The 19145-nt window shown below is 64.8% G+C and carries 22 protein-coding genes; 12 read left to right on the top strand and 10 right to left on the bottom strand.

The features are described from left to right. Positions 1-5 precede the first annotated feature (5 nt). From C4901_RS12605 to C4901_RS12595, 3 genes are read right to left on the bottom strand one after another with little or no spacing between them, the layout of a single operon-like run. Positions 6-389 carry a hypothetical protein gene (locus tag C4901_RS12605; protein ID WP_110137632.1) on the bottom strand — a complete coding sequence of 128 codons (384 nt, stop codon included), beginning with the start codon at positions 387-389 and terminating at the stop codon, positions 6-8. After that, the gene (locus C4901_RS12600; protein WP_110137631.1) at positions 386-790 is read right to left on the bottom strand and encodes a DNA polymerase III subunit chi; all 405 of its coding nucleotides are present in this window, start codon (positions 788-790) and stop codon (positions 386-388) included. The genes C4901_RS12605 and C4901_RS12600 overlap by 4 nt, the downstream gene beginning before the upstream one ends. Continuing rightward, positions 787-2232, bottom strand: coding sequence for a leucyl aminopeptidase (locus C4901_RS12595; RefSeq protein WP_205735992.1), 1446 nt, complete (start codon positions 2230-2232; stop codon positions 787-789). The genes C4901_RS12600 and C4901_RS12595 overlap by 4 nt, the downstream gene beginning before the upstream one ends. A 126-nt stretch (positions 2233-2358) precedes the next feature. On the opposite strand from C4901_RS12595, the gene lptF reads away from it, so the two are divergent. Both lptF and lptG read left to right on the top strand, forming a co-directional pair. Beyond that, positions 2359-3447, top strand: coding sequence for an LPS export ABC transporter permease LptF (lptF, locus tag C4901_RS12590; RefSeq protein ID WP_065968718.1), 1089 nt, complete (start codon positions 2359-2361; stop codon positions 3445-3447). After that, a complete protein-coding gene (gene lptG / locus C4901_RS12585) occupies positions 3429-4496 on the top strand; it encodes an LPS export ABC transporter permease LptG (protein ID WP_145960719.1) in 1068 nt (355 codons plus the stop codon). The genes lptF and lptG overlap by 19 nt, the downstream gene beginning before the upstream one ends. On the opposite strand, the gene C4901_RS12580 is transcribed toward lptG, so the two are convergent. Next, entirely contained in the window at positions 4449-5009 is a 561-nt protein-coding gene (locus C4901_RS12580; RefSeq protein WP_145960718.1) for an RDD family protein, read from the bottom strand. The two genes, lptG and C4901_RS12580, sit on opposite strands and share 48 nt — an antisense overlap. Before the next feature lie 225 nt (positions 5010-5234). On the opposite strand from C4901_RS12580, the gene C4901_RS12575 reads away from it, so the two are divergent. From C4901_RS12575 to C4901_RS12535, 9 genes are read left to right on the top strand one after another with little or no spacing between them, the layout of a single operon-like run. Further along, positions 5235-7235: a heme lyase CcmF/NrfE family subunit gene (locus C4901_RS12575; protein ID WP_110137627.1), complete on the top strand. Its 2001-nt coding sequence runs from the start codon at positions 5235-5237 to the stop codon at positions 7233-7235. Next, positions 7232-7687 (top strand): cytochrome c-type biogenesis protein, encoded by a 456-nt coding sequence (locus C4901_RS12570; protein ID WP_168185720.1) that lies wholly within the window; start codon positions 7232-7234, stop codon positions 7685-7687. Before C4901_RS12575 ends, C4901_RS12570 begins: the two co-directional genes overlap by 4 nt. A 2-nt stretch (positions 7688-7689) precedes the next feature. After that, positions 7690-8628, top strand: a complete 939-nt coding sequence (locus C4901_RS12565) for a hypothetical protein (protein WP_110137625.1) — start codon at positions 7690-7692, stop codon at positions 8626-8628. Continuing rightward, entirely contained in the window at positions 8625-9269 is a 645-nt protein-coding gene (ccmA, locus tag C4901_RS12560) for a cytochrome c biogenesis heme-transporting ATPase CcmA (protein ID WP_110137624.1), read from the top strand. Before C4901_RS12565 ends, ccmA begins: the two co-directional genes overlap by 4 nt. Continuing rightward, entirely contained in the window at positions 9266-9949 is a 684-nt protein-coding gene (gene ccmB / locus C4901_RS12555; protein WP_110137623.1) for a heme exporter protein CcmB, read from the top strand. Before ccmA ends, ccmB begins: the two co-directional genes overlap by 4 nt. Beyond that, positions 9910-10686, top strand: a complete 777-nt coding sequence (locus C4901_RS12550; protein WP_240611768.1) for a heme ABC transporter permease — start codon at positions 9910-9912, stop codon at positions 10684-10686. Before ccmB ends, C4901_RS12550 begins: the two co-directional genes overlap by 40 nt. Next, positions 10683-10868, top strand: a complete 186-nt coding sequence (gene ccmD, locus C4901_RS12545) for a heme exporter protein CcmD (protein ID WP_110137621.1) — start codon at positions 10683-10685, stop codon at positions 10866-10868. Before C4901_RS12550 ends, ccmD begins: the two co-directional genes overlap by 4 nt. Then, entirely contained in the window at positions 10852-11295 is a 444-nt protein-coding gene (gene ccmE, locus C4901_RS12540; protein ID WP_065968709.1) for a cytochrome c maturation protein CcmE, read from the top strand. The genes ccmD and ccmE overlap by 17 nt, the downstream gene beginning before the upstream one ends. Beyond that, positions 11292-11825 (top strand): DsbE family thiol:disulfide interchange protein, encoded by a 534-nt coding sequence (locus C4901_RS12535; protein WP_110137620.1) that lies wholly within the window; start codon positions 11292-11294, stop codon positions 11823-11825. Before ccmE ends, C4901_RS12535 begins: the two co-directional genes overlap by 4 nt. A 170-nt stretch (positions 11826-11995) precedes the next feature. Here the strand turns inward: C4901_RS12535 and C4901_RS12530 are convergent, their stop codons facing one another. Then, the gene (locus C4901_RS12530) at positions 11996-12805 is read right to left on the bottom strand and encodes a hypothetical protein (protein ID WP_145960717.1); all 810 of its coding nucleotides are present in this window, start codon (positions 12803-12805) and stop codon (positions 11996-11998) included. A 735-nt stretch (positions 12806-13540) separates the two neighbouring features. Here C4901_RS12530 and C4901_RS12525 point away from each other — a divergent pair. Beyond that, entirely contained in the window at positions 13541-13969 is a 429-nt protein-coding gene (locus C4901_RS12525) for a MerR family DNA-binding protein (protein WP_110138646.1), read from the top strand. Positions 13970-14065: 96 nt separating this feature from the next. On the opposite strand, the gene C4901_RS12520 is transcribed toward C4901_RS12525, so the two are convergent. The 5 genes from C4901_RS12520 to C4901_RS12500 all read right to left on the bottom strand — a co-directional run bounded on the left by C4901_RS12520 (position 14066) and on the right by C4901_RS12500 (position 19103). After that, positions 14066-14842, bottom strand: coding sequence for a transcriptional initiation protein Tat (locus C4901_RS12520; RefSeq protein WP_110137618.1), 777 nt, complete (start codon positions 14840-14842; stop codon positions 14066-14068). A 100-nt stretch (positions 14843-14942) separates the two neighbouring features. Beyond that, a complete protein-coding gene (locus C4901_RS12515; protein ID WP_110137617.1) occupies positions 14943-15548 on the bottom strand; it encodes an NTP transferase domain-containing protein in 606 nt (201 codons plus the stop codon). 15 nt (positions 15549-15563) lie between these two features. Beyond that, positions 15564-16526 (bottom strand): XdhC family protein, encoded by a 963-nt coding sequence (locus C4901_RS12510; RefSeq protein ID WP_110137616.1) that lies wholly within the window; start codon positions 16524-16526, stop codon positions 15564-15566. Next, on the bottom strand, positions 16523-18652 hold the full coding sequence (locus tag C4901_RS12505) for a xanthine dehydrogenase family protein molybdopterin-binding subunit (protein ID WP_110137615.1): 2130 nt from the start codon (positions 18650-18652) through the stop codon (positions 16523-16525). Before C4901_RS12505 ends, C4901_RS12510 begins: the two co-directional genes overlap by 4 nt. Then, positions 18636-19103 (bottom strand): (2Fe-2S)-binding protein, encoded by a 468-nt coding sequence (locus C4901_RS12500; protein ID WP_110137614.1) that lies wholly within the window; start codon positions 19101-19103, stop codon positions 18636-18638. The genes C4901_RS12505 and C4901_RS12500 overlap by 17 nt, the downstream gene beginning before the upstream one ends. Between the last annotated feature and the right edge of the window lie 42 nt (positions 19104-19145).

Below are 19145 nucleotides of genomic sequence, written 5' to 3'. Positions count from 1 at the left end.
TCGTATCAGGTCGGCTCTTGAAGGGCTTGCGCCAGTGCACGTTCGAGGGCCGCCATCATAGCAGGGTCGAGCGGATCGTTCCCATCGGCGCGCCACAGGGCCTCGACGCGCTGGGTGATCGCCGCTGCGCGTATGTGGGCGGAAAGCGTCTCGCGATCGGCGGCCCCGGGATCGGGCGTGGCGGGCAGACGCGCGACCACGTCACTCAGGGTTGGTATGGGGGCGCCCACGGCGCGCGGCCGGATGTCCGGTCGGGTCGGGTTGGCAATCACCGCCGTCAGGACCGGAATACCGTCGTCACCGATCGTGGCATCGTCTTGCAGGTCGGCGGCCAGTGCGCGCAGGCCTGCCAGGATGTCCGGCAGCGGTTCATGGCGGATGCGGGTCATGGGAGGTTATGGACGACCGGTTCCAGACCCTGGCGGCGGTAGTGACGAAACCGCGTGCGCGACCGCTCCTTCTCGCTGTCAGTGGCCCCCACGGCCTCGAGCACGCGCGCAAAGGCCGTCACCGAGGGCGGGGCGTCGGCGGTCAACGGGACCAGGCAGTCCCCCGCATGCGGAAGCTCGGCACCAATGAGTACTGGCTCGTCTGCGCGACCCACCGGCGCGTGCGGCACGAAGCTCGTATCGGAAAATGTCCACAGCCGCTCGTCCCATAGGTCGATCTCGTCTTTCGGGACCCACAGGAACACGTGGTGGCCGTGCCTGTGGGCGGTCTCCACGAGCCGACACGCCAGCGTATCGCGCGCCAGCCCGTCACCGCCGAGATAAAAATCGACACGCGTCATGCCGGCTGCGCGCGGCGCCTCAGAAATTCCATGAGCAACGGGATCGGCCGCCCGGTGGCGCCCTTGTCCTTGCCGCCCTTGTAGGCGATGCCTGCGATATCGAGATGCGCCCAGGGATAGGCCTCGGTGAAGCGCGACAGGAAGCAGGCGGCGGTGATGGTCCCGGCCTCGCGACCGCCGATATTGGCCATATCCGCGAAATTCGAGTCGAGCTGCTTTTGGTATTCGTCCCATAGCGGCAGCGGCCAGACGCGGTCGGCCGCTTGCTGGCCGGCCTGTTCCAGTTCGTGTCCGAGGGCCTCGTTGTTGCCCATGAGGCCGCCGGCCTGGGCGCCGAGGGCGATGACGCAGGCCCCGGTCAGCGTGGCGATGTCGATGACCGCGGCCGGTTTGAATCGCTCGGCGTAGGTGAGCGCGTCGCACAGGATCAACCGGCCTTCGGCGTCGGTATTCAGGATCTCGATCGTCTGACCGGACAGGCTCGTCACGATATCGCCGGGCTTGATAGCGCTCCCCCCGGGGAGGTTTTCGGTCGTCGGCACGATGCCCACGAGATTGATCGGCAGTTTCATGTCGGCGGCAGCCTGCATGACGGCCAATACCGTCGCTGCCCCACACATGTCGAATTTCATCTCATCCATGTTGGCCGGCGGCTTCAGGGAGATACCCCCGGAGTCGAAGGTCACGCCCTTGCCGACGAGCGCGATGGGGGCACCGGTGCCGTTCCCATGGTACTCGAGGACGATGAGTTTGGCGGGCTCATGCGTCCCGCGCGCTACCGCCAGCAGCGCGCCCATCCCCAGGGTTTCCATGTCGCTCTTTTCGAGCACGCTGACCTTGAGGGCATGGCGCGCGGCGAGCGTCTGGGCCTGCTCGGCGAGATAGGATGGTGTGCACATATTGCCCGGGAGGTTGGCGAGATCTTTGGCGAACGACATGGCGTGCGCGATCGCGGCACCGGCGGCCAGGGCGTCGCGCGCGGTCGTCTCGGACCCGTCGGGCGTACTGAAGACACAGGACTGCGGCTGCGTGCGCGCCGGGGCCCGGGTCTTGAGCCGGTCGAAGCGGTAGAGGGCATCTTCGGTGGCCACTACGGCCTGTTCAAGGGCCCAGACCGGCGAACGGTCCTTGACCGGGACGGACGGCAGGAAGTTCGCGATGGTCGTGACGTGCAAGTCGGCTGCCGACAGCGCCGCGCGTGCCACGGCCTCCTTGTACTGCATCGGTTTGCATTCGCCGGCCGCGCCCATGCCCACGAGCAGGATGCGCTCGGCCTTGCCGGCCGCGCGCAATAGCGGCAGCGTCTGTCCGGGTTTGCCTTCGATGTCGCCCCGTTGCACAATGGCCGCGATCTCGCCGCCAAGGATGCGGTCGATGGCCGCGGCGGCCTCCGAGAGTCCACGGTTTTCGTGGATACCCACGATCAGGCATTCCGTGGCCAATTGATCAGGAGTTTCTTGAGTGAGGGCGTATTCCATAGGGCTCGGGGATCTCGGGTTAAGTGTTGGTTACGGGAGCGCCGTCGTGCGCGGTTCCATGATAAACCGCTTACGGCGCCAGCAAAAGCCGTGATAGTCCACAAAGCCTTTTACCGCGAGGCGACGCAAACCACGTTGCTCGTGACCTTGACGTTCCTGACCCTCTATCTTGTGGTCAGTCTGGTAAAGCTCTTGAGCCAGGCGGCGAGCGGCGAGTTTCCCGCGCATATCGTGTTCCTGCTGCTGGCCCTGGAGCTCCTCAAAAACCTCGCGATGATACTGCCGTTGACGGTCTTTATCGGACTTTTGCTGACCATGGCGCGTTGGTATCGGGATAGCGAGGTGACGGTGTTGGCGGCCTGCGGGATCGGGCTTACGCGGCTCTTGCGTCCGACCATGGTGTGGACCGGTGTCGTGGCCACCGTGGTGGCGGCCATCGCATTTTATCTGGCGCCCATGGCGGCGCTCCTGCTCCACAAGATCAAGCTCGAAAACACCTCCGCTTACACGGCCGGCATCATTCCCGGGCGCTTCAATCATACGAGAAACGGGCGGGCCATCTTCTATGTCGGGCGCGTCGGGTCGAGTGGGCGCCTGCATGATATCTTCGTGAGCCGTACGCAGTTCGGCAAGGGTGGGGTGCTGATCGCCAAGCGCGGTTACGAGTTCAAGAACCGCCACACCGGCGCGCGTTTTCTCGTGCTGCTAAACGGTCGCCGTTACCAAGGAATTCCCGGCCAGGCCAATTATCGGATCCTGCGCTATCGCACTTATGCGTTGCGCATAAAGCGGCGACCATTCACGCCGGTCATGACCGGGCTCACCCGCGATGAGGTCCCGACCCTGCGCCTGCTGCGCTCATCGAATCCGCGGGCGATCGCTGAATGGCAGTGGCGTCTGGCGCAGCCCCTGTCGCTGTTCATATTGGCGCCATTGGCGCTGGTCTTTGCCTACACCGACTCCCGCAAAGGGGCCTTTGCCCCGCTGTTTGCCGCAGTCCTTGCCTATTTCTCGTATGCCAACCTGCTGAGCATCGCCCACGCCCTGTTGGCACGCGGACAGGAGCCGGCATGGCTCGGGTTGTGGTGGGTCCATGCCGTGTTCGCGGCGCTTGCGGCGGCGTTCTTCGCCCGGCGCGCCGCCGGTAAGGGGCTTTTGCCGTGGGGTCTATTCCGCTGATGCGCATCCTCTATACCTACATCGCGCGGCGCCTGATCCTGAGCACGGGTCTTGTGTTGAGCGTATTCGTAGGCCTGTTTCTGTTCTTCGATCTCGTGACCACCCTGGACCATATCCAGCGCGGGGGGTTTTCGCGGCTGTTCATGATTCTTCTGCTAGGGGTCCCGGCCAAGATCTCCATGCTCTTCCCGATGTCGGCGCTGGTCGGGGCTACCCTCGGGCTGTCATCGCTTGCCATAGATGGCGAACTGACCGCCATGCGCGCCGCCGGGGTGTCGGTCGGGCGCATCGCCTACGCGGCCCTGAGGGCGGCGCTCGCGCTCGGTCTCGTGGCGGCGTTGCTCGGGGATTTTCTCGGGCCCAAGGCGGCCTCGCTCGCGCGCCGGGAGCAGGCCCAGGCCGCCGGACTGGGGGCGGCTGTGAATGCCCAAGGGCTATGGTTGAAGGAAGGGCACAGTTTCGTGGATATCGGCGAGGTCCTGCCCGATCTCAGCATCCTGCGGCTTACGATCTATCGTTTTCATCACGGGCGGCTCGCGCACGAGTTGTTCGCGGCCAGTGGCCGTTACCGCAATGGCCGCTGGCGATTGCGGGGGGTTTCCGAGACCCTGTTTCGCCGGCAACGGCTGATCGTGAAGACCAGCCGACGAGGCTATTGGCACGGGATTGCGCCGAGCCTTCTGTCGGTATTCGCGGTCAATCCGCATGCCCTGTCGCTGGTCGATCTGTTTCGCTACATCCGCCACCTTCAACGCAACCAACAGGCCACCACTCATTACCAACTGGTGTTCTGGTACAAGGTGTTGGCGCCGCTTACGACCGCCGCCATGGTGCTGTTGGCGGTGCCGTTCGTCTTTCGCCACGGGCGCCATGGAGGGCTCGGGTTCCGCCTGTTTCTGGCGGTCGTGCTCGGGCTTATTTTTTACGTCGTCAACCGCGGCTTTGGTGACCTCACGCTGCTCTATCATTGGCCGCCCCTGCTCGGGGCGGCGGTGCCCACGCTAGGACTGACCCTGGTCTGCGTGGGGTTTCTCGCCCGTGCCGGGTGATTTCGGAATGAACAGCACCCGTGTCCCGCTCAGGCGATCGTGCAGGGCCTGGGCCTCGGGATCGAAAAATATCCAGAAATAGGCGGCGCCAAACAGCGCCAGCGCAAAGGCCGCCATGTGATAATGCCCCTCGAAGGCGAGTGCGAAACCCTCGATCAGCGAGGCCCACCACAGAAGCGCCAGCACGTAACGCACCACGGCGCGCGCGACACTCAAATGGCCGTGCGCGGCGCGCAGACGCAGACGCCAGGCACGCATTCCAAAGGTCTGGCCCGACCTCATCCATGCGCGCCCGAAATAGGCGAATCCCACGAGCGGCAGATAGATGCGCAGCACGATCTGGAGGGCCGAACTTTGCAGTTCATTGGCGATGGCGAACACGATGGCGATGGGCGCGGCCGCCGCCACCCACAGCGCAAAGAGCAGGAATGCGTCGAAGGAATTCGCGCCCATGCGTCGCGCCAGGGCGCTCGTGCGTCCCGGAGGGGAACTGACCGCCTCATCCGTGTTCAAAGGGTAATCAATCCGAGAGAAGCGAAGGAGGCATGCCGCTCCGCCCGATCCACACCAGGTTTATGCACAGGGTTACGCACCATTTTTGTCGATATCTTTACCGTGGGTTATTAGGGGCCTCATACTGTACGAGGCGTCTTGTTTGCGATACCCTTGCGACCGGCTCGTGGCCTTGGCGGCGCTGTTCTCGGGTCGTTCCGGTCTTTTCGCTATAGGGGTGCAGGTATGGTATCAGGTGTTTCGCTAAATCTCATAGAGCTCGGTCATTTCGCGGCGTATCTCGCGTTTTTCGTCGCCATAACCCAGGCCCTTGCGCCCGTGGCCGCACGCGTGTTCAAGGCCCCGGGCCTGCGCACCCTGTCTGTCAATGGCGCGACGCTGTTGTTCCTTTTGACGACGGTCGGCGGCTTGACCATCCTCTACTCGCTTCTCACCAACAATTTTTCCGTCCTCTACGTCGCAAGTAATTCGAATACGCACCTGCCGACCTTTTATAAGATCGCGGCCTTGTGGGGCGGACACCGTGGGTCTCTCTATCTGTGGGTGTGGATCATGACCGGTTACACGGCGGCCGTCGCCTACCACGGGCGCTCGCGCTATCCCGATCGCCTACCGATTATCATGGCCGTCGAGGGCGCGCTCATCGCCGGCTTCTACGGTCTCGTGCTGTTCTTGTCCGACCCGTTCACGCGGCTCTTTCCGATCCCCCCGCAGGGTCAGAACATGAACCCGCTGCTCCAGGATCCGGGCATGGTCATCCATCCTCCATTGCTCTATATGGGCTATGTCGGGTTTTCCATACCGTTTTCGTTTGCGGTGGCGGCGCTGCTCACCAATTGGAGGAGCGAGCTCTGGATAGGACACACACGCCGCTGGGCGCTGTTTGCCTGGGGCTTTCTCACCGCCGGCATCATATTCGGGGCCTGGTGGTCGTACTATGTGCTGGGGTGGGGCGGATATTGGGGTTGGGATCCGGTCGAGAATGCCTCGTTCATGCCCTGGCTCATGGGCACCGCGCTGATTCATTCGATCTCGGTGCAGGAGCGGCGACGCATGCTCCACACCTGGAATATCTTCCTGATCATCACGACCTTCGCCTTGTCGCTGCTCGGCACCTTCCTGGTGCGCTCCGGGGTTCTGGCCTCGGTGCATGCCTTCTCGGCGGCGCCCGGGCAGGGGGTCTACCTCCTTACCTTCATGGTCGTGGTGCTGACGCTGGCGTTTGGCCTGTTTCTCGTCAAGGGCGGCTACCAGCAGGCCGAGGAGTCGTTCATTTCGCCGTTCTCGCGCGAGTCGATGTTCATCTGGAACAACGTCATTTTCACCGTGGCGTGCGCATCGGTCCTGCTCGGCACCCTGTACCCCTTGTTCCTGCAGGCCGCGACCGGGGCGCGCATCAGTGTCGGACCTCCGTATTTCGATCTCGTCATGGTGCCGATCTTCCTTGTGATGCTGGTCGTCATGGCCATAGGACCGCTCGTTTCGTGGCGTAAGGCGAATGTCGCGAAGTTGCGCGGCCGGCTCGTGGCGCCAGTACTCGTGGGCGTGGCGTTCGCGGCGCTGGTGGCGATCGTGTGGGCCCCTGTCTATTGGACCGCACCCGTGGCGGTGGGCCTCGTGGCGTTCGTGGCCACCACCATAGCCACCAATGTCGCCCGCGCCGTGGCGCAGCGTCGCAAGCAGCATCATGAGGGCCTCGGGCGGGCGTTCGTGGCGACGGTGCTCGGCAATCGCCGGCACTACGGCGGCATGGTCGTCCATATGGGTATCCTGGTGATCGTGATCGGGCTCACCGGCTCCGGGCTTTTCGCGGCGAGCAAGCTCGTCATGATGGCCCCGGGCGATGTGCTGCAGGTCGCCCATGAGCGCGTCCGTTTCGATGGCACGCGTAATGTGCGTGGTCCGGACTACACGGCGGTGCAAGGGCGTCTTACGATCCTGAACAACGGTGCGCATCTCCTTCCCGAGCAGCGCGTGTTCTTCGGGAGCCCGATGCAGGTGGAGCGTCCGAGCGTGAATTCGACGCCGCTGCGTGATGTCTATGTGGACATCGGCGATGAGCATGACGGCAAGTGGGAGATTCATCTGTTCGTCAATCCGCTCGTGAACTTCATATGGACGGGTGGCGGGATCGTGATCGCGGGCCTCGCGTTTTCGCTGAGCGATTACGTCCGCCGTCGCAAGCGGGTCACCGTTACCTCCGGAGCCGTGGCCAGCCACTCATGAAGCGCCTGGCGTGGATGGTCTTTTTGTGGGCATGGTTTGCGCCGAGCATGGCGGCGACGGTGGTGCATGAGAGCGTGATACATCGCCGCGAGATCGCGATCGCGAAGAAGCTGCGATGCACGGTCTGTCAGGCGGAGTCACTGGCGGTCTCCCAGGCCGGCATCGCCGCCGACATGCGCAAGTTGATCCGCCAGAAGCTGCGCGCCGGGCAGACGCCGGCCCAGATTCGCGCCTATTTCGTGAAGCGCTATGGCGATTACATCCTGCTGAAGCCTCCCTTTGATCCGCTCGGCGCCATTCTGTGGATATGGCCGTTCGCTTTGGCCGCAGCCTTCGGTGGGGTCGCCATCGCGGTGATGCGCCGCCGCGCGCGCGCGCCCATGCCTCCCTCGGCCCCCGAGCTGGGGCCGGAAGATCAGGCCCGTATCGAGGCCCTTACGCGTCAGGAGTAGTTATGTTCGTCATTATCATGTTGTCGGCGTTTCTCGCCTTGTTTGCGGCGTGGTTTCTGACGCGCCCCATCAAGGGGCGCGCCGCGGCCGAGGGCGACCGAATCGCCCTGGAACTGACGCGTGAGGAGACGCTGAAACAGCTTCGCGAAATTGAGTCGGACCGAAACGATGGGCGCATTGACGAATCGGTGGCCCACGAGGAGACCGCGCGCCTCAAGTATGCGTTGGCCCAAACCCTGCGGGCCCTGGAGGCCGGGGAGGCAACGGCGCCGAGCGGCCCCGACAAGCTTCGCCGTCGCGGCGCAGTATTGGTGGGCCTGCTGGTGGGGCTCACGGTGGCTGCCGGTGGGATGGACTATTGGCAGAACAAGCCCGCGTTGCTGACCTTCGCGACGCTCAATGCCAAAGGGCGGGTAAGCGGCGTCCACGGCTTTCCGCCCATGGTCCTTAGCATGGTGGCCAAACTTCGCCGCCATCTGGCCCATCATCCGCGTGATACCGGCGGCTGGCTTGAGCTCGCGCGTGCCAATGTCGTATTGGGGAACTTGAAGGGCGCGCGTTCGGCCTATGCGCGGGCCTATCATCTCGCCCCCGACGATGAGGCGGTACTGGCCAATTACGCATGGTTGCTGTATTCGGCGCACCCTGCCAAGACCACGGGGCGGGTGTATACCTTGTTCCGTCGGCTCTATAAGCGGGACCCGCACCAGCAAGACGCGCTGTGGTTTCTCGGGCTTGCCTCCTATAACCGCCATCACTTCCACAAGACTTTGATGTATTGGGCCAAACTTCAGAAGGAGCTTCCTCCGGGCAGCAAGGCGCGCAGCGGTGTGGACACGGCGGTGAGCAAGATCCGCACGATTCTCGCAGCCGAGCATGGGCGGGCGCCCGCCGGTCTGGGGCAAGGCGCAGCGTCGCAGGCGCCGGCGGCCGCTCCATGAGTGACCCCCTGTTCGCTGTGCACGGACTTTCGTGCGTGCGCGGGGACCGGACGCTGTTTGCGGGATTGTCTCTCACGCTCGACGCCGGCGAGGCCGTGCATGTGCGCGGGCCCAATGGATTGGGGAAGACCACGCTATTGCGGGCGCTATGCGGGCTGTCGCGGCCGATGCGTGGGGAGATCCGCTGGCGCGGCGAGCGCATCTCGGATCTGGCCGAGGATTTCACCGCCGAGGTCGCCTACGTCGGACATTTGAATGGAATCCAGGGCGAATTGACGGCGGCGGAGAATCTCAGGCTGGCAAGCCGCGTGTTCACGCGCCGGGGCCACGCGGGGCAGGGCGAGGACGAGGCCTTGGCACGCGTCGGTTTGCGCGCGCAGGCCGATCGTCCGGCGCGCCACCTGTCGCAGGGGCAGAAGCGGCGGCTCGCGCTTGCGCGATTGCTGGTACTGCGTCGGCCGTTGTGGGTGCTCGATGAGCCGTTTACGGCCCTGGATGTGGCCTCGGTCGCGAGCCTGTCGTCTTTGATCGGAGAGCACATGGCCGCGGGTGGACTGGCACTGGTCGTGTCGCATCAGGCCTTTGATCTGCCGGGCATCCGCGATTTCGAGCTGGCGCGGTATTGCAGGACGCGGCGATGAGAGGCGGGGTGTTGGGCGCCATGCGCGCCGTATTCGTGCGTGAGCTCCTGGTGTTTTGGCGGCGCAGTACCGAGATCATGGCGGGGCTCGTGTTTTTTTTGATCGTCACGACGCTGTTTCCGTTGGCGATAGGGCCGGAGCGCCGCGAGTTGATGCTGGTGGCCCCGGGGGTGCTGTGGGTGGCGGCCCTGTTGGCGACCACCCTGTCCCTGAATCATCTGTTTGCGAGCGATTATCAGGATGGTAGTCTGGAGCAGCTGCTCATGAGTCCTTATCCTCTATCGGCGATGGTGCTCGCCAAGATCGCCGCGCATTGGGTGCTGACGGGTCTGCCGCTCGCGCTGTTGTCGCCGCTGCTCGCGATACAGATGGCGTTGCCGACCAAGGCGATAGGAACGCTCGTTGGTTCGCTTCTGCTGGGTACGCCGACCCTGACTTTGATCGGCGCGATCCCGGCCGCGCTGACGCTCGGGGTGCGGGGTGGTGGGGTACTGGTTTCCCTGCTGGTGTTGCCATTGTATACTCCGGTCCTGATATTCGGCGCCGAGGCGGTCGCGGCATCAGCGGGTCAGGGCTTCGCGTCGGTTGCGCATTTATCGTTACTGGGGGCGTTTTTGGCGCTGGCTTTAAGTTTTGCCCCATGGGCAAGTTCAGCGGCCTTGCGTGTGTCACTCGATTGATGAAGCTCATTCACAAATACGGGGCGCCCAAGCGGTTCTACGAACTCGCGGGGATAGTGACCCCGTGGTTCGCGGCCCTGACGACGCTGTTGTTCGTATCGGGTCTCTATCTCGGGCTTTATTGGGCGCCGCCCGACTATCAGCAGGGCAATGCCTATCGCATCATGTTCGTCCATGTGCCGAATGCGTGGATGTCGATGATGGCCTATGTGGCCATGGCGCTGTTTGCCGCCGCCGGCTACATCTGGAACATTCGTCTGGCCGATATTCTTGCCAAGGTGACAGCGCCACTGGGGGCGTCGTTTACCTTGACCGCGCTTGTGACGGGGTCGTTGTGGGGCAAGCCGATGTGGGGAACCTATTGGGTATGGGATGCCCGCCTGACTTCGGAACTCGTGTTGTTTTTCCTCTACGTCGGTTATATGGCGCTCCAGGCGAGCATCGATGATCCGCGCCGCGCGGCGCACGCGAGCGCCATCCTGGCGATCGTGGGGGTGGTGAATGTGCCGATCATCCATTATTCGGTGTATTGGTGGCATACCCTGCATCAGCCGGCATCGCTGACCCTGACGAGTCAGCCGAAGATCTATATCACGATGCTGATTCCGCTCATCATCATGTCGCTTGGTTTCATGTTCTTTTATCTGACCATGCTGTGCGTGCGCGCGCGCAGCGAGATCCTCTGGCGCGAGCGCCGCGCGGACTGGGTGCGCAAGCTTATCGAGTCGCGGTCATGAGTCTGCCGGGATTTCTGCAGATGGGGCGCTTTTCGGTATTTATCTGGGCGGCCTATGGCTTCGCCGGTCTCATGGTCTTTTTGAATATCGTGCAGCCCTTGATCCAGAAGCGCCGGGTATGGGAACGGCTGCGCCGTATCCGGGATGACGACGAGGAGGATGTGCATGAGGAAGCAGAATAAGAGACTCATATTCGTCCTGGTCGGACTGGCGGGTGTGAGCGTCGCGGTGTGGCTGGTGTTGACGGCGTTCCGGCACAACCTCGTGTTCTTCTATTCCCCCACGCAGGTCTTGGAGGGCAAGGCCCCCAGTCACGGGGTGTTTCGCTTGGGCGGTATCGTCGAGAAGGGCAGCATCAAGAAAGATGGTTTGCATACGACCTTCACGGTCACCGATCTGCGTCACAGCATGGTGATCCACTATACGGGCATCCTCCCGGACCTGTTCCGGCAGGGGCAGGGCGTGGTGGTCCAGGGGCGGCGCGTGGGCACGACGACGTTCCTGGCAAGCCAGGTACTCGCCAAGCACGGTGCTAACTACATGCCACCGGATGTGGCCGCGGAGTTGAAGCGTTCGATGGCCGCCAAGGCCAAGGCGGCGCTGTCGTGAAGAAGTTCCTGATCCCCGTGGCGTTGTTCATCGCCATCGGGGTAGCGCTCGGGCGCGGTCTGTTCTTGAACCCCACCTACATTCCCTCGCCATTGATCGGCAAGCCGATGCCGGCGTTTTCCCTGCCGTTGGCGACGACCCCGAACGTGGATCTGACCAATGCCGACCTGAAAGGGCATGTGACGCTTCTGAATGTCTTTGCGTCATGGTGCGTAAGCTGCAAGCAGGAGATGCCAAACCTCATGCGACTCCATGCCCTGCACCTCGTGCGGTTGGTGGGGGTCGATTACAAGGATACCCCCAAGGGTCTGCATCACTACCTGGATGCCTTCGGCGACCCGTATTCGATGATCGTCACGGACAAGCGCGGGATGACGGCGATCAATTGGGGTATCTATGGCGTCCCCGAGACCTTTGTCGTCAATAAGCAGGGGATCATCGCCTACAAGTTCGTTGGCCCCATCAGCTACCGTAAGCTCCACGCCAAGCTGATCCCCATGGTGAAGCGGCTAGAGGCACAACCCGCCTAAGTGTCAGGGCCGGCAAGAGCGGCGGCATTCAGTCGCCCGGCATGCGGCTGCCGGCAGGCGCGCGGGCTAACCTGGGCCTTGCAGCCGGCATGCCACGGCGACATCGCGGGTGACAGGCCTGCCGATGCCGTCAGTCGCACCCCCTATATACCCATCACCCTTGGGGTGCCCTAGCGCCCCAGGCCCAGGCCGGGCTCCGCCAAGGGCGCAATGACGCCCACATGGACGCGATAGGGTGTCCGGCCGGTAAGCGCGAGCAGTGGGCCGTGCATGAACACTGCCTGCCAAAAGGCGTTTTGCAGGCCCGAGTTCGAGCAATGCGGTCGCATCATCTGGCGGACTCGGCCGCTGGGCGAGAGTATCAGTACGGCGGTACACACGCCGGTCGGGAGTCTGACCGGCCTTCCGGTCTTGAGGATCATGGCGCGCTCCAGGGCGACGCGCACCAGGCGCAAGCGTCTGGCAAGCGCGGCGCTGGCGGCCCGGGAATCGGGTATCCAGGCAGGCCCCGAGGCGGTGCCGACCCCGGGTCGCGGGAAAGGGCCGCCGTGCGGGACCGGGGTCAATTGCGATCTGGCCGCAGCCTTGATCTGACGCATCAGTTGTTGTCCGGCAGGCGTCGTCTTGAAGTCGCCACCGCTCATCTGCGCAATCACGAGGGCGCGCCATTCACCGGGCGTCGCCCCAAGGAATGCGCCCATGAGGTGGCACAGGCGGGGCGCGAGCCCGAGCCCGAACAGCTGCTGGGGGCCGCGCGCCAATTTTTGCATCAGGGTCAGCGAACAGTGGATGCGCATTTGCCGCAAAAAGCGGCGGGGTGGGTAGTCGTGAGGGACGCCGGATTCCGGGCCTCGTGCTCGGCAGTAACGCTGGGCGATCGGGCAGGGATTGGCGGGTGTCGGCGAGCCGACCAAGGCGGCGACGGCCGACGTCGTTGCGCAAAGCCATAGAAGCCCGGCGAACACCCGTGCAAGGTCCATGTCCCCTCCCTCGCCGCGATTGCGGTCTTTTAGGTAACGGTAGACGGCGCCGGCCCCGATGGCAAGGAAGGTCCCGTGTGGACATCCTTCTCCCTGAAGAGCGGGGAGGATGTCCACGGCCGAAGTAAGTCTCCCCTCCGCTTATGGGTAAGGGCCGTTTCGGCATCGGACCAAGGCCTGGAGGCGGTTCTGTGTCGGCCCCAAGGCCGGCAAACCGGCCCACGATCGGCGAGGTGACGATGACCGGCAGGGCGCGGTCATGGCAAGATACGAAGAGGGCCACGCGGGGGCGAGCGCAGACCGGTCCATCCCGGGATGCCGGCCACCGACCGGCGCGCCCGCGCGCTCCGCTGTGGGGATGTCCTGCTGCGGGGTATCTCAGGCGATGCCCCGCCCGATGTGCTGCCCACCGCAGGGTAGACCGCCTGGGTGCACTCGCTAGCGCAAGCACGGCTATCGGGGGCGCGATCAGGACGGGATGTGTCACCGGCGGCGCTCACCATGCTGGCACCGCCCCGCCCCCGAACAGGGCTTACCCCCGTAACGGTCCTGCCTGGGGCATGAGTCGATCCGGCCGCAGCGGCGGCCTTAAAGGGCTTCCTGTGGCCGCCAGGACAGTGAAGCCGGTCTGGTAGGGATGGGGTCTGTAAGATACCGGGGCTATAAAGGTCTCGGGCGCATGTTGGCTTTTGATGGGGGCAGTCCGTGGCAGAGCGCAGAGAAAAGGCGGCAGGAATGACGATCGGCGATCTCGCACAGGCCGCCGGTGTCTCGGTCGAGACCATACGATTTTATGAGCGCCGCGGTCTCATCGACCAGCCACCGCGCCCCTATGGCGGGATCCGCCGTTACCCGGGGCCGCTCGTGCGTCGCATGCAGTTCATAAAGCACGCCAAATCCCTGGGTTTTACGCTCACTGAGATCAGCGATATGCTGGCGCTGTCGGCCGATGATCCGTCGACCTGCGGCGAGATCCAGCGCCTGGCTCAAGGCAAGCTCGCGCTGCTGCGCGAGAAGCGCGAGGCGCTATGTTTCATGGAGTCGGTGCTTGAGGCCTTGCTCGCCGACTGCCGGCGCCACACCGACCATTCCTGCCCGATCCTGGAGGCGGTCGAGGAGGGAATAGGGGAGGCGCCCGGCAAAACGCCGCGCTCCCGGGAATAAGGGCCCGTTTATCAGAAAGCGCCGTAACACCCCGCCGTCATTGTGGGCCGTACATTGTAGGCCGGATGGCCTATGGCCCATCAGGGCGGGGAGCAGTCACTTGGCGTACTGAAAGCCGGCGAGTTCGAGTTGCGGGAGCGTCCCCACGATCCCCGGGGTGAGGATCACCCCGGGGATGAGGTGGTTGGTGAATTCCGCGGCCATGCGTTCATGGCTCAGGTGGTCGGGGTTCACGCCCTTTTTGTGGAGCTTCATGGTGAACTCCCAGACCTCGTTGTGGCAGCCGAGAAACACCGCCCCTCGCCGCTGCAATACCGGAATGCTGTTGTCATGCGGGGAATACACGCCCTTGGTGTCCTCGTAGTCGCGCGGATTGGCGTGCGCGGCCGCGGGTTCGTTGACGAACTTGTTGGTCGGGGCTTTGCCCTTCGTGAACCGGCCGAGATGATACTTATTCCAAATATAGGCATCGTAGAGCGCGAGGTGGGCCGACCCGTGGGTCGCCGAGACACACAGGAAGTTCGGATGGCCGAATGACCAGATCTGGGTATTCATGGCGTTACGCATGAGGTTGAGCCAGGGGCTTGCGATTGCGGTGTTGTCCCAGACCTGGCGCGGGCCGGCCTGGTAGCGCAGCACGAGATCCAGGGCCGCACTATCCCATTGATCGCGATTGGTGAGGATCATGGGGACGGTCTTGAAGTCGCGGTGATACGGTGCCCGCGCCAAGGCCATGGTGAGCTCGCGCAGGCTACGCGCCGACGATGGCTCTAAGTCCGGCAGCGCGGTGGTGCGCGCAGCGGCCCCGCCGGCGACGGCCGCGCCGATCGCGGTGACCCCCGCCTGTTTGAAGAGATCGCGTCTCGTCACCATGCTCAATCCTCCGTCAGATGCTGCGACAATGGTCAAAAGAGGCGCTCATTATCACGCGCGCCACGTGCCGCCCGGCAGCGCATAAAGCCGGATGTGCGGCCTAGCCCTGGGCGCTGTCGGCGGATCGCGGGTCGCGGCTTGCGGTGAGGCGGGACAGGTCCTCGGGCACATCGATGTCGGTGAGGATGCCCGAGTCCGAGCACGGCACCTTGACCACGAGATGGCGGTGCGCCTTGATGAGCGCGAGCGCACCGGCGTCCCCCGTGAGGGCCCCGAGCTGCGGCCCAAGCGCCCTCGCAAAACCCACCGGATGGCCACGGTGTCCGCGGAAATAGGGGGCGGCAATGATCGCCCCGAGGCGCAGCTGGGCGGCTACGGCCTGGGCGGTCTCCGACTTTATGCAGGGCATGTCCGCCAAGGCCACAAGCCAACCCGTTGAACCGCCGGTCATGCGGACGCCGAAGGCCAGCGATGCCCCCTGGCCGCTGTGTGCGTCCGGGCAGCAGACGATCTCGAATCCGGCCTCGCGGAACTCGGTTGCAAGCGCTAGATCATCGGGCCTTATGACCGCCACGGCGCGATCGACCGCCGCGCGCAGGGCGCGTGCGCTGTGCACGGCGAGCGGCACGCCATCCAAGGGCTCGACGAGCTTAGGTGATCCGAAACGCCGGCTGCGGCCGGCGGCCAACAGTAATCCCGTGACCATAAATGAGCTACCTCCTTAGGTGGCGTGGAAATCGGTCCGTGCATGCGTTTCGCAACGCCTGTGGCTCACCAATGCCGCGGCTATGGACACGGCGATCTCGGCCGGCGTGCGGCTGTGGATGGCAAGCCCCGCCGGGCCCTGGATACGCAATACCGCGGCCGGATCGAGGCCGAGACTCAAGAGTCGCGCGCAGCGTCTGGCGTGGGTCGCCGCCGAGCCCAGCGCCGCCACGTAGAAGGCCGCGCTCGGGGCCGCCGCCCATAGACCCAGATCGTCGAGGCGCGGGTCATGCGCGAGCGCCACGATCGCGGTACGCGCGTCGGGTTGCAGGGCCATCACGGCATCATCGGGCATGGCCTCGGTGACGGTGCCGAGCCCTGCCGGAAAGCCCGCCCTGTGCTCGGCGCGCGGTTCACTCACGGTGACCGAGAAACCGAGGGTCTGCGCGATCCGCGCCAGATGGGCGCTGACGGCATCGGCGCCTACCAAGAGTAGACACCAGTCGGGGCCGTAGATTCCCTGCCAGAGATGGCCCGTCCATCGGCAGGGTTCGCGCGCTGATGCCGCTGCCAGTAGCGGCCGGCCACCCGCCGTGTCGATCGTGCGGCGGATGCATGCCCGGGTGCCCAGGGCCATGCGCCATTCGCAGACATGGTCGGGATCGGGATTGTCTTCGATCAGAAACTCGAGACGCCCGCCACAGGGCAGATCAAGCCCGTCCGCGGATCCGGCGGTGATCACCGCTACGCGCCGTTCCTTGATCCGGCCGGTGCGCGTCTTGACCCAGGAACCAAGACAGGTCCCGGCGAGGACGCCGGCCTCTTGGCCTTGCGCATTCAAGGCGTACAGGGTGCCGACCCCATAAGGGGCCGAGCCGTAACTCTGGACCACGGTGACGAGCCTCACCGATAGCCCCTGCGCCTGCCAGTGGCTTAGCGCACTCAGCACCGCGCCATCCCCGCCATCGGCTGTCGTCATCGCAAGACCTGAGGGAGCGGTAGGGTGCGATAGCGGATGCCGCTCGCCGCAAAGATGGCGTTGGCCAGGGCCGGCGCCACCGGAGGAACTCCCGGTTCGCCCATGCCGCGCGGGGGTCCGTCGCCCGGCAGGATATGGATGTCGACAGCGGGCATCTCGTCGATGCGCAATAGCGGATAGCTGTCGAAGTTACGCTGTTGTATCCGGCCGTTTGCCACGGTGATGGGTCCCTTCAGGGCCGCCTGCAGGGCGAACGCGACCGCACCCTCGATCTGCGCGCGCACGATGTTGGGGTTGATGACGAGCCCGCAGTCGCAGACACAGACCACGCGCTCGATGCGAAGCCTGTCCGACCGTATCCTGACCGAGACGGCCTGGGCCATGCTAGTGCCAAACGACCTATGGACGGCAATCCCGAAACCCTGCCCGCGGGCCCGTGGACGCCCCCAGCCGATGACACGTGCGGCTGCATCCAGCACGCGCCGCTGCTCGTGGTCGCCGGCCAGGAGCGTGCGGCGTAGTGCCAGGGGGTCGCGGCCGGCGGCATGGGCGAGTTCGTCGATGAACGATTCCTTGACGAACGCGGTATAGGAATCGGCCACCGAACGCCAGAACCCGACCGGTACCCGGGTGTCGCGCTCCACATAGTCGATCTCGACGTGAGGGATACGATAGGGCATGCCTACGGCCCCGCCGACTGCAGTCGGGTCCACGCCGTTTTTGATCGCGGACGGATCGCGCGTGCGCATGAGTGATGCCGCGACGATCGTCTGCTGCCAGGCTATGGGCAGGCCTGCGGCATCCAGCGCACCGATCACGCGGTGATAGCTGTAGGGGCGATAGAAGTCGTGGGTCATGTCCTCGGTGCGCGACCACACCACCTTCACAGGATTTGGCACGGTCTTGGCCAAGGTCACGGCATCGGCCACGAAGTCCTGCTCGAGCCGCCGGCCAAAGGCGCCACCGAGCAAAGTGGTGTGGCAGACGATGCGTGACACGGGTAGGCCCGTCAATCGCGAGGCGGTGATCTGCGCCCCGGTCTGGGCCTGCGTCGGCACCCAGATCTCGCAAAGACCATCGTGGATGTGGGCCGTGCAGTTCATCGGCTCGAGCGGCGCGTGCGCGGCGTAGGGGACCTCGTAATCGGCTGTAATGACGCGCGCGGCATCGGCAATCGCCGAGCGCGCATCGCCCCGCCGTTCGGCGATGGCGCCTCGGCTCGTGGCCGCCTGCCGATACCAGGCGCGGATCGCCGGTGTCGACAGGTTCGCGCAGCCCCCCTCATCCCAATGAAAATGGACCGCATCCAAGGCCTTCCAGGCCGCCCAGGTATCGGTCGCCACCACGCCAAGCCCGCGATCGACGCGCACCAGGGTCAGTACTCCAGGTAGGCCCTGTGCCGCGCGCGCATCGTAATCGCAAAGGCGGCCATTTACGGTCGGTGGTCTGCGTACCGCCCCGAGCAGAAGACCGGGCCTTTGCACATCGATGCCGAAGATCGCCTGTCCGGTGGTCTTGGCGGGGGTGTCGATGCGCGCCAGCGGCCGCCCGATCAGATGAAAGTGCCGTGGCGACTTCAAAGGCGGATCGTGCGGTACGCGCAAGCGCGCCGCCGCGCGCGCCAGCGTGCCATAGGGGAGACGCCGGCCATCTGGTAGCAGGACCGCGCCGCGCGCGGTGTGCAGATGGCCCATGGCGATGCCGGTGCGCAGGCTTGCGGCGCGCAGGAGCATGAGGCGCGCGGCTGCCCCGGCCACGCGCAGCGGCCGGTAGCTCGAGGAGACGCTGGTGCTGCCGCCGGTGGCCTCCGCGCCCAGGACGGGATTGATATAGGCCGGCGCCGCCGGCGCCTGCACGATCTGCAGACGTCCCCAATCGGCGTCGAGTTCCTCGGCCACGAGCATGGGCAGCGCGGTCATGACGCCCTGCCCCATCTCCGACTTGTCGACCACGACGACCACCGTGTCGTCGGCATGAATACGGATCCAGGCGTTGGGCGTAAAGACCGATGGCCCGCGTACCCCGTGGTGCGCGATCTCGGCTTTGGCGATGCGCGTGTCGAGGGCGAGCGCAAGCCCGCCTCCGGTCAGGGCCGCGGCCTTCAGGAAGTCACGGCGTGTGACCATGATCGCAGGCCCGGGCGGCGCGATGGATGGCTCGGCGGATACGCGTATAGGTCCCGCACCGGCACAGGTTGCCGGCCATGGCGGCGTCGATCTCGCGGTCGCTCGGGCACCGATGGCGCGCCAATAGCGCCGCGGCACTCATGATCTGTCCCGACTGACAGTAACCGCATTGCGGGACATCCTCCGCCACCCACGCCTTTTGCACGGGATGCATGCCGTCCGAAGACAGGCCCTCTATCGTAGTGACATGCCGGCCGGCCAGGGATCCCACCGGGAGCGCGCAGGCGCGCAGGGGTGCGTGATCGATATGGACGGTACACGCCCCGCACACCCCGATACCGCAACCGTACTTGGTCCCGAGCAGCCCCCATTCATCGCGAATCACCCATAAGAGAGGCGTATCCGGCGATGCGCGCGTTGTCCTTTCGATCCCGTTGACGATCATGCGCATGGCGTCATGTCCTATGTGACCAACCGTCAGTCTAGGGCGTCG

This window comes from Acidiferrobacter sp. SPIII_3 (assembly GCF_003184265.1).
Taxonomy (GTDB): Bacteria; Pseudomonadota; Gammaproteobacteria; order Acidiferrobacterales; family Acidiferrobacteraceae; genus Acidiferrobacter.
The sequence above is the reverse complement of the archived record's forward strand: the minus strand, read 5'-3'. Positions and strand labels throughout refer to the sequence as shown.

Excerpts from the sequence above, each read along its gene's own strand:
- C4901_RS12605 (WP_110137632.1), bottom strand. The coding sequence starts at position 389 with ATGACCCGCATCCGCCATGAACCGCTGCCGGACATCCTGGCAGGCCTG.
- C4901_RS12515 (WP_110137617.1), bottom strand. The coding sequence starts at position 15,548 with ATGGTCACGGGATTACTGTTGGCCGCCGGCCGCAGCCGGCGTTTCGGA.
- ccmB (WP_110137623.1), top strand. The coding sequence starts at position 9,266 with ATGAGAGGCGGGGTGTTGGGCGCCATGCGCGCCGTATTCGTGCGTGAG.
- C4901_RS12500 (WP_110137614.1), bottom strand. The coding sequence starts at position 19,103 with ATGCGCATGATCGTCAACGGGATCGAAAGGACAACGCGCGCATCGCCG.
- C4901_RS12550 (WP_240611768.1), top strand. The coding sequence starts at position 9,910 with ATGGGCAAGTTCAGCGGCCTTGCGTGTGTCACTCGATTGATGAAGCTC.
- ccmA (WP_110137624.1), top strand. The coding sequence starts at position 8,625 with ATGAGTGACCCCCTGTTCGCTGTGCACGGACTTTCGTGCGTGCGCGGG.
- C4901_RS12530 (WP_145960717.1), bottom strand. The coding sequence starts at position 12,805 with ATGGACCTTGCACGGGTGTTCGCCGGGCTTCTATGGCTTTGCGCAACG.
- C4901_RS12525 (WP_110138646.1), top strand. The coding sequence starts at position 13,541 with ATGACGATCGGCGATCTCGCACAGGCCGCCGGTGTCTCGGTCGAGACC.
- C4901_RS12575 (WP_110137627.1), top strand. The coding sequence starts at position 5,235 with ATGGTATCAGGTGTTTCGCTAAATCTCATAGAGCTCGGTCATTTCGCG.
- C4901_RS12520 (WP_110137618.1), bottom strand. The coding sequence starts at position 14,842 with ATGGTGACGAGACGCGATCTCTTCAAACAGGCGGGGGTCACCGCGATC.
- C4901_RS12600 (WP_110137631.1), bottom strand. The coding sequence starts at position 790 with ATGACGCGTGTCGATTTTTATCTCGGCGGTGACGGGCTGGCGCGCGAT.
- ccmD (WP_110137621.1), top strand. The coding sequence starts at position 10,683 with ATGAGTCTGCCGGGATTTCTGCAGATGGGGCGCTTTTCGGTATTTATC.
- C4901_RS12505 (WP_110137615.1), bottom strand. The coding sequence starts at position 18,652 with ATGGTCACACGCCGTGACTTCCTGAAGGCCGCGGCCCTGACCGGAGGC.
- C4901_RS12565 (WP_110137625.1), top strand. The coding sequence starts at position 7,690 with ATGTTCGTCATTATCATGTTGTCGGCGTTTCTCGCCTTGTTTGCGGCG.
- C4901_RS12510 (WP_110137616.1), bottom strand. The coding sequence starts at position 16,526 with ATGACGACAGCCGATGGCGGGGATGGCGCGGTGCTGAGTGCGCTAAGC.
- C4901_RS12570 (WP_168185720.1), top strand. The coding sequence starts at position 7,232 with ATGAAGCGCCTGGCGTGGATGGTCTTTTTGTGGGCATGGTTTGCGCCG.
- ccmE (WP_065968709.1), top strand. The coding sequence starts at position 10,852 with ATGAGGAAGCAGAATAAGAGACTCATATTCGTCCTGGTCGGACTGGCG.